Source organism: Thermosynechococcus sp., from assembly GCF_025999095.1.
In the GTDB taxonomy this organism is placed as follows: domain Bacteria; phylum Cyanobacteriota; class Cyanobacteriia; order Thermosynechococcales; family Thermosynechococcaceae; genus Thermosynechococcus.
In genome coordinates this window covers 924,696-940,513 of the sequence record NZ_AP024678.1, presented here as the reverse complement: position 1 = coordinate 940,513, position 15,818 = coordinate 924,696, and the positions used below count along the sequence as shown (strand labels likewise).

Annotated in this window: 14 protein-coding genes and 2 pseudogenes; 2 read left to right on the top strand and 14 right to left on the bottom strand. The window is 52.6% G+C overall.

The window, feature by feature from the left end:
* Window positions 1-38: 38 nt before the first annotated feature.
* The 3 genes from asnB to Q0W94_RS04670 form a co-directional block, all read right to left on the bottom strand.
* Window positions 39-2,015 (bottom strand): asparagine synthase (glutamine-hydrolyzing), encoded by a 1,977-nt coding sequence (asnB, locus tag Q0W94_RS04680; RefSeq protein WP_297761835.1) that lies wholly within the window; start codon window positions 2,013-2,015, stop codon window positions 39-41.
* Between the two features lie 90 nt (window positions 2,016-2,105).
* Window positions 2,106-3,185, bottom strand: a complete 1,080-nt coding sequence (locus tag Q0W94_RS04675; RefSeq protein WP_297761833.1) for a glycosyltransferase — start codon at window positions 3,183-3,185, stop codon at window positions 2,106-2,108.
* A 371-nt stretch (window positions 3,186-3,556) separates the two neighbouring features.
* On the bottom strand, window positions 3,557-4,696 hold the full coding sequence (locus Q0W94_RS04670; protein WP_297761831.1) for a glycosyltransferase: 1,140 nt from the start codon (window positions 4,694-4,696) through the stop codon (window positions 3,557-3,559).
* 1,495 nt (window positions 4,697-6,191) lie between these two features.
* Between Q0W94_RS04670 and Q0W94_RS04665 the strand changes: the two genes are divergently transcribed.
* Complete coding sequence (locus Q0W94_RS04665) at window positions 6,192-7,562, top strand: pentapeptide repeat-containing protein (RefSeq protein ID WP_297761828.1); 1,371 nt, start codon at window positions 6,192-6,194, stop codon at window positions 7,560-7,562.
* Window positions 7,563-7,564: 2 nt separating this feature from the next.
* Here Q0W94_RS04665 and malQ read toward each other — a convergent pair whose 3' ends face one another.
* The 11 genes and pseudogenes from malQ to Q0W94_RS12380 all read right to left on the bottom strand — a co-directional run.
* A complete protein-coding gene (malQ, locus tag Q0W94_RS04660) occupies window positions 7,565-9,115 on the bottom strand; it encodes a 4-alpha-glucanotransferase (RefSeq protein ID WP_297761825.1) in 1,551 nt (516 codons plus the stop codon).
* A 25-nt stretch (window positions 9,116-9,140) separates the two neighbouring features.
* Entirely contained in the window at window positions 9,141-9,473 is a 333-nt protein-coding gene (locus Q0W94_RS04655; protein WP_297761817.1) for a DUF3007 family protein, read from the bottom strand.
* 5 nt (window positions 9,474-9,478) lie between these two features.
* Window positions 9,479-9,709 carry a photosynthetic/respiratory NAD(P)H-quinone oxidoreductase subunit L gene (gene ndhL / locus Q0W94_RS04650; protein ID WP_297761814.1) on the bottom strand — a complete coding sequence of 77 codons (231 nt, stop codon included), beginning with the start codon at window positions 9,707-9,709 and terminating at the stop codon, window positions 9,479-9,481.
* Window positions 9,710-9,747: 38 nt separating this feature from the next.
* Entirely contained in the window at window positions 9,748-10,461 is a 714-nt protein-coding gene (ndhK, locus tag Q0W94_RS04645; protein WP_297761810.1) for a photosynthetic/respiratory NAD(P)H-quinone oxidoreductase subunit K, read from the bottom strand.
* A 119-nt stretch (window positions 10,462-10,580) separates the two neighbouring features.
* Window positions 10,581-11,507, bottom strand: a complete 927-nt coding sequence (locus Q0W94_RS04640) for an isoaspartyl peptidase/L-asparaginase (protein WP_297761807.1) — start codon at window positions 11,505-11,507, stop codon at window positions 10,581-10,583.
* A gap of 82 nt (window positions 11,508-11,589) precedes the next feature.
* Window positions 11,590-12,762: a hypothetical protein gene (locus Q0W94_RS04635; protein ID WP_297761805.1), complete on the bottom strand. Its 1,173-nt coding sequence runs from the start codon at window positions 12,760-12,762 to the stop codon at window positions 11,590-11,592.
* A 566-nt stretch (window positions 12,763-13,328) separates the two neighbouring features.
* Window positions 13,329-13,586, bottom strand: a complete 258-nt coding sequence (locus tag Q0W94_RS12400) for a hypothetical protein (RefSeq protein ID WP_297761802.1) — start codon at window positions 13,584-13,586, stop codon at window positions 13,329-13,331.
* Window positions 13,586-14,194 carry a hypothetical protein gene (locus Q0W94_RS12395; protein ID WP_297761799.1) on the bottom strand — a complete coding sequence of 203 codons (609 nt, stop codon included), beginning with the start codon at window positions 14,192-14,194 and terminating at the stop codon, window positions 13,586-13,588. The genes Q0W94_RS12400 and Q0W94_RS12395 overlap by 1 nt, the downstream gene beginning before the upstream one ends.
* Window positions 14,191-14,271, bottom strand: a pseudogene (locus tag Q0W94_RS12390) (hypothetical protein); the annotation flags it as partial. The gene Q0W94_RS12395 and the pseudogene Q0W94_RS12390, both read right to left, overlap by 4 nt.
* Window positions 14,261-14,440, bottom strand: a complete 180-nt coding sequence (locus tag Q0W94_RS12385; protein ID WP_399372385.1) for a cryptochrome/photolyase family protein — start codon at window positions 14,438-14,440, stop codon at window positions 14,261-14,263. The pseudogene Q0W94_RS12390 and the gene Q0W94_RS12385, both read right to left, overlap by 11 nt.
* A gap of 67 nt (window positions 14,441-14,507) precedes the next feature.
* Window positions 14,508-14,777, bottom strand: a pseudogene (locus Q0W94_RS12380) (cryptochrome/photolyase family protein); the annotation flags it as partial.
* A 117-nt stretch (window positions 14,778-14,894) separates the two neighbouring features.
* Here Q0W94_RS12380 and trpC point away from each other — a divergent pair.
* A complete protein-coding gene (gene trpC, locus Q0W94_RS04615; RefSeq protein ID WP_297762359.1) occupies window positions 14,895-15,818 on the top strand; it encodes an indole-3-glycerol phosphate synthase TrpC in 924 nt (307 codons plus the stop codon).

The window sequence follows — 15,818 nt, the reverse complement described above, 5'->3', positions numbered from 1 at the left end:
CGTCCTAACGGCACTGACCTAAGCCTCGACCCCGCGACTCATGTTCCCTCTAAAAAGGCCTCCCACATGAGTACACCCCAGAGGTAAGATGCCCGGTTGCAGAGGCCGGAAAGGTGTTCTGCCCATTTCTGACGCACGGGCTTAGGATCAAGGAAGCCTTCGCGGGTAAGCCGCTCTGCCGACAGTAAATCCTCCGCCCACTCCCGTAGTGGGCCGCGCAGCCATTGGTCTAGCGGCACGGCGAAGCCCATTTTGGGCCGCTCGATCAATTCCTTTGGCACGTATTTGTAGAGCACCTGCCGCAACAGCCACTTGGACTGACTCCGGCGGATTTTCATCGCCAGCGGCAACTGCCAGGCAAATTCCACCACCCGATGGTCCAAAAACGGCACGCGGGTTTCCAGACTCACCCCCATGGCGGCACGGTCTACCTTTACCAGAATATCATCCGGCAAATAGGTGAGCTGGTCTAAAAACATCATGACCTCTTCAAAGAACCGTCGCCCCTTTGCCATACTTGGCGGCCATTGGTGAGGGCAGGAAAAAATCGTTTCAGGCTCAGTGGCCCCCAGTACCAGCTCCTTAGCAGGATGCCTCCAGTGGGAGAGGCAATAATAGTGGTATATAGCTACAGAATCTAGTACCAATAGTTCCACCAACTGGGGTATTTTGTCGCCAGTGAGCTTTGCCTGCAGGAATGGAGGTAAGACCGGTTGAAGAATTGCGAACAAACGGTCCCATCCCCGGGGGGAAGGAATGGTGAGGAAGAAGGCTAAGGCCCGCCGTAGGGTCATGGGTAAGCCCGCCAAACGCCGCCATAGGGTGTAACGTCCAAAATAGCGGTGATAGCCGCCGAAAAGCTCATCGCCCCCGTCCCCCGAGAGGCTGACCGTCACTTGACTGCGAGCCAGTTGGCTGACCATAAAGGTCGGGATTTGAGAGGCATCGGCAAAGGGCTCGTCATACAGGCTCGACAGCTGCGGAATCACTGCCATTGCGTCTTTAGGGGTGACGTAAAACTCCGTGTGATCTGTCCCCAAGTGGCGTGCTACTGCCTTGGCATGCTCGGCCTCATTGTAGTTGCGCTCGTGAAAGCCAATGGTAAACGTCTTCACCGGTCGGGGGGAAAGATCTTGCATTAGCGCTACCACAGTGCTGGAGTCAATACCGCCGGAGAGAAAGGCGCCCACCGGTACATCGGCAATCATCTGTCCTGCAATGGAGCAGCGCAACCGTTGCTCCAGCTCCTCAGTGGCCTCTGTCTCACTGCCGATAAATGGCTCCTGAAGACCAACCTCTATTGCCTCCACTACCCGCCAATAGGGCTTGACGTCTCCTCCAGTTTCGTAGGGCTCAGAGCAGCCGTGAAATTGTACATAGCAGCCTGGTGGTAACTTCCAGATCTTCTCGTAAATGCTCCAGGGTGCTGGCACATAGTCATACCGCAGAAAAAGGGAGAGTGCTCCGCGGTTTATGGGATTGTCAAACCCAGGAAAGGCACGCAGGGACTTAAGTTCTGAGCCAAAAACGAGGGCTTGATTCACCCACCCGTAATAGAGTGGTTTTTCGCCCATGCGATCGCGCGCCAGGGTTAACGTGCGGGTTGACCGATCCCAAAGGGCAAGGGCAAACATGCCAACCGTGGCTCTTAGGGTTTTCTCGACACCCCAGCTCTCGAAACAAGCTAGGAGTGTCTCGGTGTCTGAATGACCCCGCCAGACGGGTGCTGACCCTAAGATATCAAGGTCCCGACGCAGGTCTTGGTGGTTATAGATTTCTCCGTTGAAGACAATCACGTATCTACCAGTGGCCGAAACCATCGGCTGGTGTCCGGCAGGGGACAAGTCGAGAATTGCCAGCCGCCGATGGGCAAAAGCCAGACCCGCTGCCTCATCTACCCACACGCCGGCATCGTCGGGTCCACGGTGGATAAGAGTATCTGCCATGCGCTGGGCAGTGTCCGTAGGGGAGTAGGGCAGATGGCGAAAAGCCCAAAATCCAGCTAAACCACACATAGTTCAGTTAGTTTACCCCCTACTGGCGCAGATGATGAAAGAAAATTTTTCTCAAATAACCTCAACCCCGCTCTCTGCTGTGCCCAACTTTCATAGTACCAGGGGAAATTCCGCATAGGGAGGCAAACCCAATACTTCAAGGTAACTATTGATCGCTCGCTCTTGGTTGAAATCCTCTGCCCGCTTGCGAACATCAGGCAACCTATCTCTAGGAGTGCGCAACACTTCATCCATCGCCTCAGCCAATGCCTTTGCATCCCCCACCGGTACCAATTGTCCCCATTTCCCTTCCTCTAGAATTTCCCGTGGACCACTGGGGCAGTCAGTACTCACCACCGGTGTCCCACAGGCCATAGCCTCAATAAGCACATTGGACAACCCCTCCCAATCGGACGACAGGACAAACAAAGCTGCGCGAGACAGATAGGCAAATGGATTGGCAACAAAACCAGGCATCTGAACATCATCATGACCCAGTCCTAAATTTCTTGCCAGGTGTGTCAATTTCTCCCGCAACTTCCCCTCCCCCAGAATCAGCAAGCGCGCCCTATGGGTCTTAGCTAACCAAGAAAAAGCCTGCAACAGGAGGGGAAAGTTTTTTTGTTCTGTTAAACGTCCAATTCCGATAATGACCGGTCGCCGCTCTAATGGGGCATCGAGCCACGGGTGCCCCGAGGGTTCACTGGCCATCTTTTGGATACGGGCCAGGTCAAACGGATTGTAAATGGTGCGCACAGAGTTGCGGGGTAACTTGGCAAATTGCTCAAGATCGGAGGCAGCGCCTTGGGAGATGGCAACAATGCCCTCTGCTTTTCTATAGAGGAATGGTACCAGCGCATGGGCTATCCTCTCTCGAGGGTGGACTGCATGCTTGCACTCCACACTGATGGTGGAACGCTCCGAGACAACCAGGCGCGTTCTCACCTGGGAGCACATTTTTGCCAATAATGCCACAATGTTAGCAGAGGTCAGTGCAGATAGCATTGCCACCGGCTGTTCCCGCTGTAAGTAGCGCATGAGGAGCCATGTTGATTTACGAAGGAAAGATGCTTTGAAACCAACAATGCGCACTGTCGGTGCGACATCCTTGAGGTAGGGGCCCTCTGCCCTGGCAACTACAAGGTCTGTGGTATACCCACGAGCAGCAAAACCATTGGCTAGGATTACCATGACCCTCTCAGCACCGCCGCCACCCAAACTAGGCAGGAAGATTGAAATTCGATTATTTTTCATTACTTCATTCGACCTATAAATTATTTTTAGAACTCAGATTCGTTAATATCTATCATATTATCTCGCTACTATATTATCTGTCGACTGCTGATCAGTCCGAATTAGACATCAGGATAGCCATAGAAATAAAGAAAGTGAGGTGTGCTCTAGCAGGTTGTGAGTAAAAAAGCTCAGCAGCAGTCCAACAATCGCTACGGCCCATAACCAACGCTGATTTACACCAGGGGGTGAGGATTGAATTGCACGATAGAGAAAAGCAGGACTCTACTAAGTGTTGCAAAACAAAATTACATTGTGTTTACCGATTTCTATAGTACCAAGGGAAATTCCGCATAGGGAGGCAAACCCAATACTTCAAGGTAACTATTGATCGCTCGCTCTTGGTTGAAATCCTCTGCCCGCTTGCGAACATCAGGCAACCTATCTCTAGGAGTGCGCAACACTTCATCCATCGCCTCAGCCAATGCCTTTGCATCCCCCACCGGTACCAATCGTCCCCATTTCCCTTCCTCTAGAATTTCCCGTGGACCACTGGGGCAGTCAGTACTCACCACCGGTGTCCCACAGGCCAGAGCCTCAATAAGCACACCGGGCAACCCCTCCCAATCAGACGACAGGACAAACAAAGCTGCGCGAGACAGATAGGCAAATGGATTGGCAACAGAACCAGGCATCTGAACATCATCATGACCCAGTCCTAAATTTCTTGCCAGGTGTGTCAATTTCTCCCGCAACTTCCCCTCCCCCAGAATCAGCAAGCGCGCCCTATGGGTCTTAGCTAACCAAGAAAAAGCCTGCAACAGGAGGGGAAAGTTTTTTGCTTTTGTTAAACGTCCAATTCCGATAATGACCGGTCGCCGCTCTAATGGGGCATCAAGCCACGGGTGCCCCGAGGGTTCACTGGCCATCTTTTGGATACGGGCCAGGTCAAACGGATTATAAATGGTGCGCACAGAATTGCGGGGTAACTTGGCAAATTGCTCAAGATCGGAGGCAGCGCCTTGGGAGATGGCAACAATGCCCTCCGCTTTTCTATAGAGGAATGGTACCAGCGCATGGGCTATCCTCTCTCGAGGGTGGACTGCATGCTTGCACTCCACACTGATGGTGGAACGCTCCGAGATAACCAGGCGCGTTCTCACCTGGGAGCACATTTTTGCCAATAATGCCACGATATTAGCAGGGGTCAATGCAGATAGCATTGCCACCGGCTGTTCCCGCTGTAAGTAGCGCATGAGGGGCCATAATGATTCACGGAGAGATGCTTTGAAATCAACAATGTGCACTGTCGGTGCGACATCCTTGAGGTAGGGGCCCTCTGCCATAACAACTACAAGGTCTGTGGTATACCCACGAGCAGCAAAACCATTGGCTAGGGTTACCATGACCCTCTCGGCACCGCCGCCAGCCAAACTAGGCAGGAAGATTGAAATTCGATTGTTTTTCATTATTTTATTTTATTTGAACTATAAATTATTCTTAGAACTCAGATCCGTTAATATTTATCATATTATCTCGCTACTATATTATCTGTCGACTGCTGATCAGTCCGAATTAGATATCAGGATAGCCATAGAAATAAAGAAAGTGAGGTGTGCTCTAGCAGGTTGTGAGTAAAAAAAGCTCAGCAGCAGTCCAACAATCGCCACGGCCCATAATTACACCAGGGGGTGAGGATTGAATTGCACGATAGAGAAAAGCAGGACTCTACTAAGTGTTGCAAAGCAAAATTAAACTATGTTTATCGATTTCTGTTGTCTACCTCAAGGTGTACCCCAGACCTTGGCCTAGAATAGGTAAATTTATTCCAACTAAAGAGTATAACCCGCTTCAGTAAAGATGGTTGTGGGAGGCAACGATTACTCCAGCAGAACACTGACCACCAAAGCAACGAGAGCGATTCAAAGTCTAAGGTGCTAGATTCGTGGATCTCCTCAAAAGTAGGGATAGGCGAACGAAACAACAATGACCCGTATGGAATGGCCTATATGGAAGTCTTGATCGCCCCTATAAGTCCTATAAGGCCTTCATATGCTGAATCCAAGTTTCCCAAGGCCACGGGGCGATACCTTGCGCAAGAAAACAGAAACAAGCAGGTAGAATACCAATCACCAAGAAATGAGAATTCTTACCAGCCAGCGAAGAAAAGTGAGTCTACCAAAGGGTATTCCAGTTAGCAAAGGAAAGCCCATCGCCCAGCGCTTAAGCCCGAAATCAAAAGCTGCAGCAAAGGAGAACTCAGCCAGTTGAAGAAATAACTATACACTCCAAAAAAAGCTACCAATCCCAGAATGTTCGAATGGAGCCATGGATAATTAATGCTTATGCCTCTTTAACCACTTGACCTGCTTGCACAGCGGTTTTTTGCCAAGTCTCCGTCACACTTTAGCACATTAACTGCAGGTTGCACTCACAGTTGAACGCTTGTTATTATTTCTGGAATTCTTTCAGTAAGGGTTGCAAAATCTCTCGATTCAGACTCTAGGGCATGCTTTTCAGTTGTACTTGCGGGTGGTCTGAGCCATTGTCGTAACAACGGGCAACAATTGCCGGTGCACCTCGGTTGATGATCAACCTATTGAGGAACTCTTCACAGTAGGGTGTATGGGTGCTAATTTGGTACTGATCATTGTTGCATACCGCTTTGCCAATCACGCCTTTGCCTGGTTGTCCTGCTGCATGTACATGTATATTTGAATATACAGCAGCTCAGTGGCCAATGTTGTGGCAACGTGAGTGGTTAAATGACTGCTTCTTATGATGCCACGTGCCAGTTGTAATTCCCCAAAGGGAAAGGTTCTGCCCTTGAATATTCTGGCGCAGGGAAGCAGGTTTTAACTGATCAGCAGAATAAAGCCATATTGGCAAACTCTACCACGTGTAGTCTGAAACTTTGGCGAATTAAGCTAGGCTTAGAGTGTAGAGCCGCTCTCAGGGGCGGAGTTGCAGACCCAATTTTTTTTGATGAATCCCCAAGAGTTGTTAAAACGCTACGCCAGCGGTGAACGGGACTTTAATCGCGCCAGTTTGACAAATGGCGAGTTTATTAACGCTGATCTACGGGGGATTATTCTCTCCCGTGCCGACATGGAGTGGGTCAACCTCAGCGGCGCAAATCTCAGTGGCGCCGTGCTATGTGGTGCCGAAATTGTCAATGCGATGCTCATCAAAGCAGAATTGGTGGATGCCAACCTTGCGGGGGCAAACCTAAGCCGCAGTGATCTCAGTTGGGCCAACCTAACGCGGGCCAATCTCAGCCGTGCCGAACTGAGCGAAACCACCCTGCGGGGAACGGTGCTGCAGGGAGCAAATCTCTCCCGTGTGGATCTGGCCAATGCCGATCTGCGGGGATTGACGCTCGACGGCGTTAACCTTTCGGGAGCAAATTTACAGGGCGCCAATTTGCACGGAACAGAGCTAAAGCAGGCAAACCTGACCCGTGTGGATTTAATTCAGGCGGATGTCAGTAATGCCAATCTCAGTGGCACAAACCTCAGCGGTGCCAACCTGAGTGGTGCTAATTTAACGGCGGCAAATCTTACAGGTGCGAATCTGAGTCGCGTTGATCTCACCGAAGTCAAGCTCAGCGACGCCAACCTTGCCAAGGCCAACCTTGTTGGCGCCGAACTGGCAAAGGCGGATCTATCGTCCCTAGAGTTATCAGATGTCAACCTCAGTGGTGCCAATCTCAGTGGCGCGAACCTGAGTCATACCAACCTGAGCCGTGCGGATCTCAGTGGCGCAAATTTGCAGGGCGCCAACCTCAGCCATGCTAAGCTGGTGGGCACCAATCTGCGGGGCGCGAATCTCCAAGGGGCAAATCTGCAGGGAGCATTGCTGGATAATGCGGATTTGAGTCAAACGGATCTACGCAGCGCTAATCTCAGTGGTCTAGTCTTTAATGGGGTGAAGCTGCGGGGGGCCAATCTGAGCGGTGCCAATCTCCGCGAGGTGGAGCTAACGGAAGCTAACTTTAGCCGTGCCGACTTGGTAGAAGCCAATCTCAGCCGCGCCCGCTTGGTGGGAGCCAACCTGAGTCGTGCTACCCTCTCCGAAGCAAACCTGAGCCGCGCCACCCTGAGCGGAGCCACCCTGAGCCGGGCAACGTTTAGCGGCGGCTTGCTGGGAACCGTAGATCTCAGCGGTGTTAACTTGAGTGGGGCCGACTTGGGGGATGCCAACCTCTCAGGCTCTAACCTGTCGCGGGCCGATTTGACGCGGGCCAACCTGACTGCTGCGGATATGAGTGGTGCCAATCTCAGTGAAGTGGATCTGCGGGGTACGATTATGCCCGATGGCCGACGGCGAGCTTAGGGCTACTTCTCCAGTCTGAGAAATCCTGCTTCGGCTTCACTAGGTTGAGGTCTGGGGGGCGCTTGGCGGCCAAAGAGGTGTACCAGATGCTTCAAATGAGCGGCAAGTTCAGGGGTGAGCTGCCCAGCAGTCAGCCGCCACGCCCAGTTGCCTTCGCCAGTACCGGGAAAATTCATGCGGGCATGGCTATCGAGGCCCAGCAAATCTTGAACGGGAATAATGGCTTGGTTGGCAACGGTGCCCAAGGCCATGCGAATCAATGCCCAGTGGGGTTCGCTGGGAGTATAGCCCAAATAGTCAATAAAACGCTGCCGTTCCCAGTCACTCAGGTTGCGATACCAGCCCACAGTTGTGTCATTGTCGTGAGTGCCGGTATACACCACACAGTTGCGCTCTTGATTAAAGGGCAAAAACGGATTATCCGAACCACCGCCAAAGGCAAACTGGAGAATTTTCATCCCCGGAAACTGAAACTGATCCCGCAGGGCAATGACATCGGGGGTAATATCCCCTAAATCCTCCGCTAAAATGGGCAATCGTCCCAAGGCTGCTTGCAACGCTGCAAAGAAGGCAGCACCAGGACCTGGTTGCCACTTGCCGTTGACAGCTGTTTTCTCCCCTTCCGGCACTTGCCAGTAGGCCTGAAAGCCGCGAAAGTGATCGACACGGATAATGTCCACATAGGAGAGGAGGGCACGGAAGCGCTCAATCCACCAAGAGTAGCCATCGGCAGCCAGGGCTTTCCAGTTGTAAATGGGATTGCCCCACAGTTGTCCTGTGGCACTAAAGTAGTCGGGGGGCACACCGGCCATGAGGGCAGCTGCCCCCGTTTCTGGATTGAGTTCAAAAAATTGGCGAAAAGCCCAGACATCGGCACTGTCGTGGGCAACGTAAATGGGAATATCACCGATAATTTGAATTCCCCGTTGATTGGCGGCTTCCTTGAGGGCGTGCCACTGCTGGTAAAAGAGAAATTGCTGAAACTCGTACTCAAAAATGCGGTCTTTGAGAACAACTTGGATAGCGGCAAGGGCGGTTGGCTCGCGATCGCGCAAAGGAGCGGGCCATTCATACCACGGTTGTCCCTCATGGTGCTCCTTAATCGCCATAAAGAGGGCATAGGTGGGCAGCCAGTAGTGGGCAAGGGCTTGGAAGTCGCGGAAGGCCTGCCAGTCTCCTGGGGTGGCTTGACTCTGAAAACGTTGCGCGGCAAGGCGTAGGAGCGGCAGTTTCTGGCTGATCACAGCGTCGAAATCGACGCGATCGCGATTCTCAAGGGTAATCTGCGCTAGATCAGCCTCCGTTAACCAACCCGCTTTTGCGACCTCCTCCAAGCTAATCAGCAGCGGGTTACCCGCCATAGCGGAATAGCACATATAGGGAGAATTCCCAAAGCCGGTGGGGCCTAGGGGCAGCACTTGCCAGTACTGCTGATCACTGGCCACTAAAAATTCCAAGAACTCACGGGCAGCGGCACCCAACTCACCAATGCCGTGACCACCAGGAAGGGAGGTGGGATGGAGCAATAAACCACAGGAGCGGGGAAAGTGCATTGCCAAGCCATAGGGGAAACCTGAGCTAATTATCCCCCAATTCAGGATCAGCCGTAGGGGTGGTTTCCGCGAGAATTTCAGCTTCGAGGGCCGCTAGCTCCTCTGGCGACAGCCGTGCTAGGCGATCGCTGAGAAGTGCCTCTTCATAGTCCTTGAGTTGTTGGTGGTAGGTCATCCGACCCGTAAAGACCCGCAGTAGGTAAGTAGCCAGCCAGCCTAGAATTCCCAAGACAAAAATAGCCTGACTCCAAACTCCCGCCTGAAGTGGCTCAACTTCGGCCAGCCGCAACAGGAGATAGACCAAACCACCGCCAAAGAAAAGACCAACACCAATGCTCAGGACATCAATGCGGCGCATAGCACCTAGGAATTGAGGGAGCGCGGTTGTGGACGAAAGTTAATAAAGGGGGCGAGCAGGAGTAACCCCGGAAAGAAGAAAGTAACTAGAAAGTACATAAACGCCCGCTCAAAGGAGCTAGCCACATACCAGCGCGCATTCAAATAGGCATAGACGATCGCCGGCACCACCAGCAGATACAGCCCTGCCAAGGCCACATACGCACCAAGAATTAAAAGCTCTGTTGAAACTGCCATTGCTTACTACCTTTTTACCAAGAAAGATTGAATTTGAATTATTCTGCAGCGCTGCTGGTTTCGCTCACAGCTTCTGCAAGGGCAGGAACGGCTATTCCCATCGCTGCCGCAAGGGCAGGGGGAGGCGCTTGACGACTAGGAGCATTGAGATATTGGCCAGTCAGAAGGGGCGGCACGGGTTTCATTTTGTGCTTGGCGGTAAAGAGGCGATGGGTTTGGGCAAGGTTACCCCGCTCATTGATATGTTCGTTGGCAATTTTCTTGCGCAGCTTGACGATGGCATCCATGATGGCCTCTGGACGGGGCGGACAGCCGGGCAAATAGACATCTACGGGAATTAGCTTGTCGACACCACGCACAGCGGAATAAGAATCAGAGCTAAACATGCCCCCTGTGATCGTGCAGGCACCCATGGCAATCACATACTTGGGGTTGGGCATTTGCTCGTAAAGGCGTACCAAAGCCGGTGCCATCTTCATCGTGATGGTGCCGGAGGTGATGATCAAATCTGCCTGACGGGGACTGTTGCGGGGCACCAAGCCAAAACGGTCAAAGTCAAAACGCGAGCCAATCATGGCCGCAAACTCAATAAAGCAACAGGCCGTGCCATACATGAGTGGCCAGAGACTCGATAGCCGTGCCCAGTCATAGACATCATTGAGGGATGTGAGGATGATATTTTCAGCAAGTTCTTGGGGAACTTCAGGACGGGCGATCGGATTGAGAATGGCAGGCGAGGTCGTGTTGGTCATAGGGTTCCCTCAAGGGACATCGGCCAAATGTAAAAACATTTAAATTATAGGCGTTTGCCCCAACGGATGCACCCAATCCGATGCAGCAAGCAATAAAAAAATTTGACATCAAGGATAAATTATTTCTGACTGCCCACCTGTAGCCCCGGTGGTAATTCCAAGGTATCGCCAATGGCCGTGCCATCCCAGTAGGCCGCAAGAAGAACATCACAGGTCTTACCCCAGGCGATCGCCCCCTGATGATCCAAGCCAATGGCGCCAAAATCCCGTTGCCGACTGGCAGCTTCCCGAAAGGATTTTTCAAAGGCCGCCTCGAGGGACAGGCCATCGGTTACTCGCACCACAATCCGCGTGGCCAGCGCCTCATCGAGAATGTCTTCACCAATGCCTGTACAACTGACCGCTGCTAAGCGGTTGGCATAATTGCCAGCTGGGGTTGCGGAGTCACTCACCCGCCCAATACGCTCAAAACCCTTGCCGCCAGTGGAAGTCCCCACAGCCAAGTGTCCCTGCTGATCTAAAACCACGACACCAATCGTGCCCCGTCTTGCCTCTTCGGCCACCACCCTCGCCATTGATTTTGAGAAATTGCCCTTGCGTTCCTCGAGCCACTCGTAGAGTCGCTGATCCGTTAGGGGTTGATACACAGGAAGCTGCAATTCACGAGCCAATTCTGCTGCCCCCACTTCGGACAGAACGCGATCGGGACACTGTTGTAGCCAGTGGGCAAGATCAATGGGATTTTTTACCCGCGAGACGTTGATGACACCACTAAGACGCTGCCGCTGCCCATCCATTAAAGAGGCGCTCATGCGAATCTGCCCATCGGACTGCAGCACCGAGCCTGTGCCGGCATTGAAGCGCGGTTCATCTTCTAGGAGCCGACACCCCAAAACCACTGCCTCAATTGCCGTTGCCCCTTCTTTGAGGGCGTGAACCACTTGGGTGACAATGCCATGGAGGGATTGGCGGACAGGAATGAGACCACCTTTGTCTTGGAGCGAACTGCCGGCACCGCCATGGAGAATAACAGTGGGTTGGGGCATCCTCAATCCTAGAAATCAAGCCTAGAAATTACAGGGTTTCTAGCTCCAAGATACCCTGTAGCCATGGCCTAAATCTACCGCCTTAAGCAACCACAGCGGTTGCCCGAACCTCCTCCTCCGTTTCCGCGGCGGCTGTACCCTCAGCATCCAGGAGGGTTTGCAGTTCTTGGATGGCTTGCTGAGTAGTTTCTACTTGACTGAGGAGCGATCGCGCGATTTTTTCGCCAGAGGCGGTGGACTGCACCACTTCGCGGATGTGATGGCGAAAATGATTGGCCATTTCCTCCACCTGCTGGTTGGCAACAACCACTTGGTTGGCGAGTTTGTTAATTGCCTCAGTAATAAAATCAAAGCCCGCCGTTCGCTGGCCGCTGCGACTGGCAATCAACCCCGCTTGCACCGCCAGGTTCTTCACCTGACGGGTAATCTCGGCAATTTGATGGGTGGCTTGGTCAATAATCTCCACGTCCCGCTTCAGCCTTTCACTGAGACGATAGACCTCCGCGGTGTGGCGGGTAATTTGGTTAACCCCTGTGAAGGTTTCCTGAAAGGCCTTTTGGCCGCGCTCTGAGAGCACTTGGCTGATGGAAATAAACCGTTGGTTCAGTTGAGCAATCCGCTCTGCTTGCTCACGGACAGAGCGCTCCTGCTGCTCTAGGGCTTCATTCATCTGTTGAGTGCGGGTGAGCTCGCTTTCAAGGCGCTTGGCGTAGTCCTGGTTGCGCTCTTTTTCCACTCTTAGGCTCTCAAGGATTTGCTGGGTGTGGAGGTGCTGCTGCTGAATAAAAAGATTTTTCCTACTCAGGACTTGAGCCTGGGCAATTAGGACGACCCGCATATCCACCAAGACCAGTTGCTTGCCCGTGCGCACGACAATGGGTTCATAGACAAAGGCAGGGGGGCGATTCAAGGCCTGCTCCACAGCTTCTTCAACGGGGGTGCGTGCCATCAAGACAAGCGGAGGAACTTTGGGATTGGCAATTTCCGGCATTAACTTAATGGGGCGCGGCAAGTATAGATCCCGGCCAAATTGCTGACTCATGCGCTCAAAAAACTTGACCTTGGAGATCATGCCGATGACGCGATCGCCTGCTACCACTAAGACCCCTGGTAGCTCAGGATCACGTTGAAATTGCTCAGCCACCTCTTCGGCCATGGTCTCGGGGGAAACCTGATAGGAAAAATAGGGCAGGTCTGCCAAGGTGGTGGCTGCGGCAAGCTGAACTTTGGATGTGCCCTTTAGTGTCTCATTCATTTGCGTATCCCCCCGGAATGAGCATCGAATTGAATTGCTCGAAAGCGACAACTGCACTTACGCTTGATGCCACCTGTCTAAATTATGTCGAATTCAGCATAGGAGAACATTATTTTTCGGTTATCTTTTGGTTAAGCTTTCCCTAGTGGATTTGAAAAATACCTTAGGTTTGAATGATAGCTACTCCAACAAAGAATGAGGCATTAGGCGGCAGAATAAGCAGCATAATTGCAAATCATCTCATCATCATTCGCTACCTTGCTTAGCATAGGAGATAACCGGCTCTTGTAGTCTAAGCTATCGCTCATGTTTTTTAAGGGTGTCAGAGGATTCTTCAAGGGTAATTTATCTCTCTTTGTAATATATCACTCCCTTTCGAAACATCTATAGATCATCAATTAGATCATCAATAGATGACTGGATGACTCAGAAAAGGTGGGTTCAAGTTTTACAAGTAAATGTAATCTGAAATACATCTGAAATACAGTTGATATCTTCTCGGTCTATGAATTTTCAAAATGCCACCGCTGCTACCTCCTGTTGAATTGCGGCCATTTCCAAGGCACTCAATTTTTCCAGATTTTTAAGGGCAATGGCCCATGCGTCCTTGCCGACTCAGGACTGTGGCGATGGCGTGCTAGGAAATGCCAATAAAAAAAGTTAAAGGGGCAAGCGCGATCGCCCACACGTTGCTTTGGATCATAGGCGCATCCTTGGCAATAATTACTCATGCGCTGAATGTAGTTAGCGGAGGCGGCATAGGGCTTGGAGGCCAAGAGGCCGCCATCGGCAAATAAGCCCATTCCCAAGACATTGGTTTGCATCACCCAATCATAGGCGTCAATAAAGACACTGTGGAACCAGTTTTCCACCTCGTGAGGAGCGAGAGGCCAGCGATGAGAGCAAAGTTGGCCAGGATCATCAGCCGCTGAATGTGATGGGCATAGCCAGTGCACTCAATTTGCTGCAGAACGTGGCGCAGGCAGTTCATTTTGGCGGTGCGATCGCTCTGCCAAAAGAAAGCCGGCAGAGATTGGCGGTGCTGAAAGAAGTTTCGCTGACAGTAGTCGGCACCGAGGTAGTGATAAAGGCCATACATATACTCGCGCCAGCCGAGAATTTGGCGAATAAACCCCTCAACGCTATTCAGGGGGAGTTGCCGTTCACCGTAGGCCACTAAGGCCGCATCAATCACTTCTTGGGGAGACAGGAGGCCTAAATTCAAATAGGGGGAAAGAAGGCTGTGCCACAGGGTCTCTTCTCCTACCACCATGGCATCTTGGTAGGGGCCAAACTGGGGCAAGCGGTATTCAATAAAGTTTTCCAAGACTTGCAGGGCTTGGGCGCGGCTAACCCCCCAGTAAAAGGGTTCGATCTGGCCATAGGTGTCAAAGTTTCCTTGGCGCACTGTTTCAATGACTTCTTGGGTCATCCTATCGGGACAAAAGCGCAGCGGTGGCGGGGGTTTGAGGTTAGGCAGCGGGCGCCTTGGCGGTTCTCAGCATCGTAGTTCCATTTGCCGCCAGCAGGGAGATTTGCCCTCCATCAGGATCTGAAACCGCCGCCGCCCTGCACGGTAGAAAGTGCTCCAGGACAAGGGTTTTGCGAGCGGCTGCCCACTGCTGAAAGTCCGCTTCTGACCAGAGAAAGTGATTGTTCGGCAGGAATTTAATGGCACAGGGCAGGTCCAAGGTGGCAATGAAGTCACGAAAGGGGCGATCGCTAGGTTGCATGACCCGCACTTCGTGGATGTTGTAAGCACTGATCCACTGCCGCAGCGGCGTGGCAAAGTCGGGGGCGATCGCGTAGGTCACTGGCCAACCGGCCGCTTCCAGGTCTTGGGCAAAGTGCCGCATCGCCGACCACACCAGCACCAGTTTTTGGGCATGGTAGCGGCGTTGTTTTACCCACTGGTGGGACTCAATGAGGATGACGGGGACAGGATGGGCGCAACTTTGCAGCGCAGCCTGCTGTAGCGACAGTTGATCCCCTAGAACCCAAACGCCAATGGCCATCAACAGTGGTTTCCTACTGCTCCTTTGACACCATAGCAGGGTTAGGCAGGGTGGTTAAGGGTTGTCCTTGTGGTTTATTCTTATGGTCAACGATTGCAACTCCCTACGAAGCTGACTATGCAAATTCGCCGCCGTCCTCCCAATCCCGCTGTCACTGTTCACAACCTCCACTACCAAGTGCCGGTGGCCGATGATGCCCCTCGCAACATTCTTGAGAAGATTGTTTGGCACAAAGAACAGGAGGTGGAGCAACTGCGGGAAGTCCTGCCCTTGGCTGATTTGCAGCGCCAGGTACTGGATGCGCCACCGGTGCGTTCTTTTTTGGCGGCTCTCCAGAATCCTGTTACCCAGCCAGCGCTGATTGCTGAGGTCAAGAAGGCCTCCCCCAGTAAAGGCATGATTCGGCCCAATTTTAACCCGGTGGCAATCGCCCAAGCCTACGTTGCCGCCGGTGCCACCTGCCTTTCCGTCCTAACGGACAGTGAGTTTTTCCAGGGCAGCTTTGAATACCTCGCCCAAATTCGCCAAGTGGTGGAGGTGCCACTGCTATGCAAGGACTTTATCCTCTATCCCTACCAGATGTTTCTGGCAAGGCTGCGGGGTGCCGATGCAGTGCTCCTGATCGCGGCTATCCTCTCGGACAAGGATTTGGGCTATTTTCTGCGGATTGCCCGTGGGTTGGGTCTAACGGCTCTCGTGGAGGTACACACCGCCGAGGAGATGGAACGGGTGCTGGCACTGGAGGAAGTACAGCTTGTGGGGATCAACAATCGCAACTTGACGGACTTTAGTGTTGATCTGGCCACTACTGAAAAACTTTTGGCCAAGTATGGGGCGCAATTGCGCGATCGCAACATCCTCGTGGTCAGCGAATCGGGCATTCAGCAGCGGGCCGATGTCGAACGGGTGGCACGAGCCGGCGCCCAAGCCATTTTAGTCGGAGAATCCCTCATGCGCCCCCCAGCGGAGATGGCGCACTTCAGCGAGGCGGAGCAACTCCAAGCGCAGATTCAGCGGTTATTCCCAGAGTTAGCCCCCTAG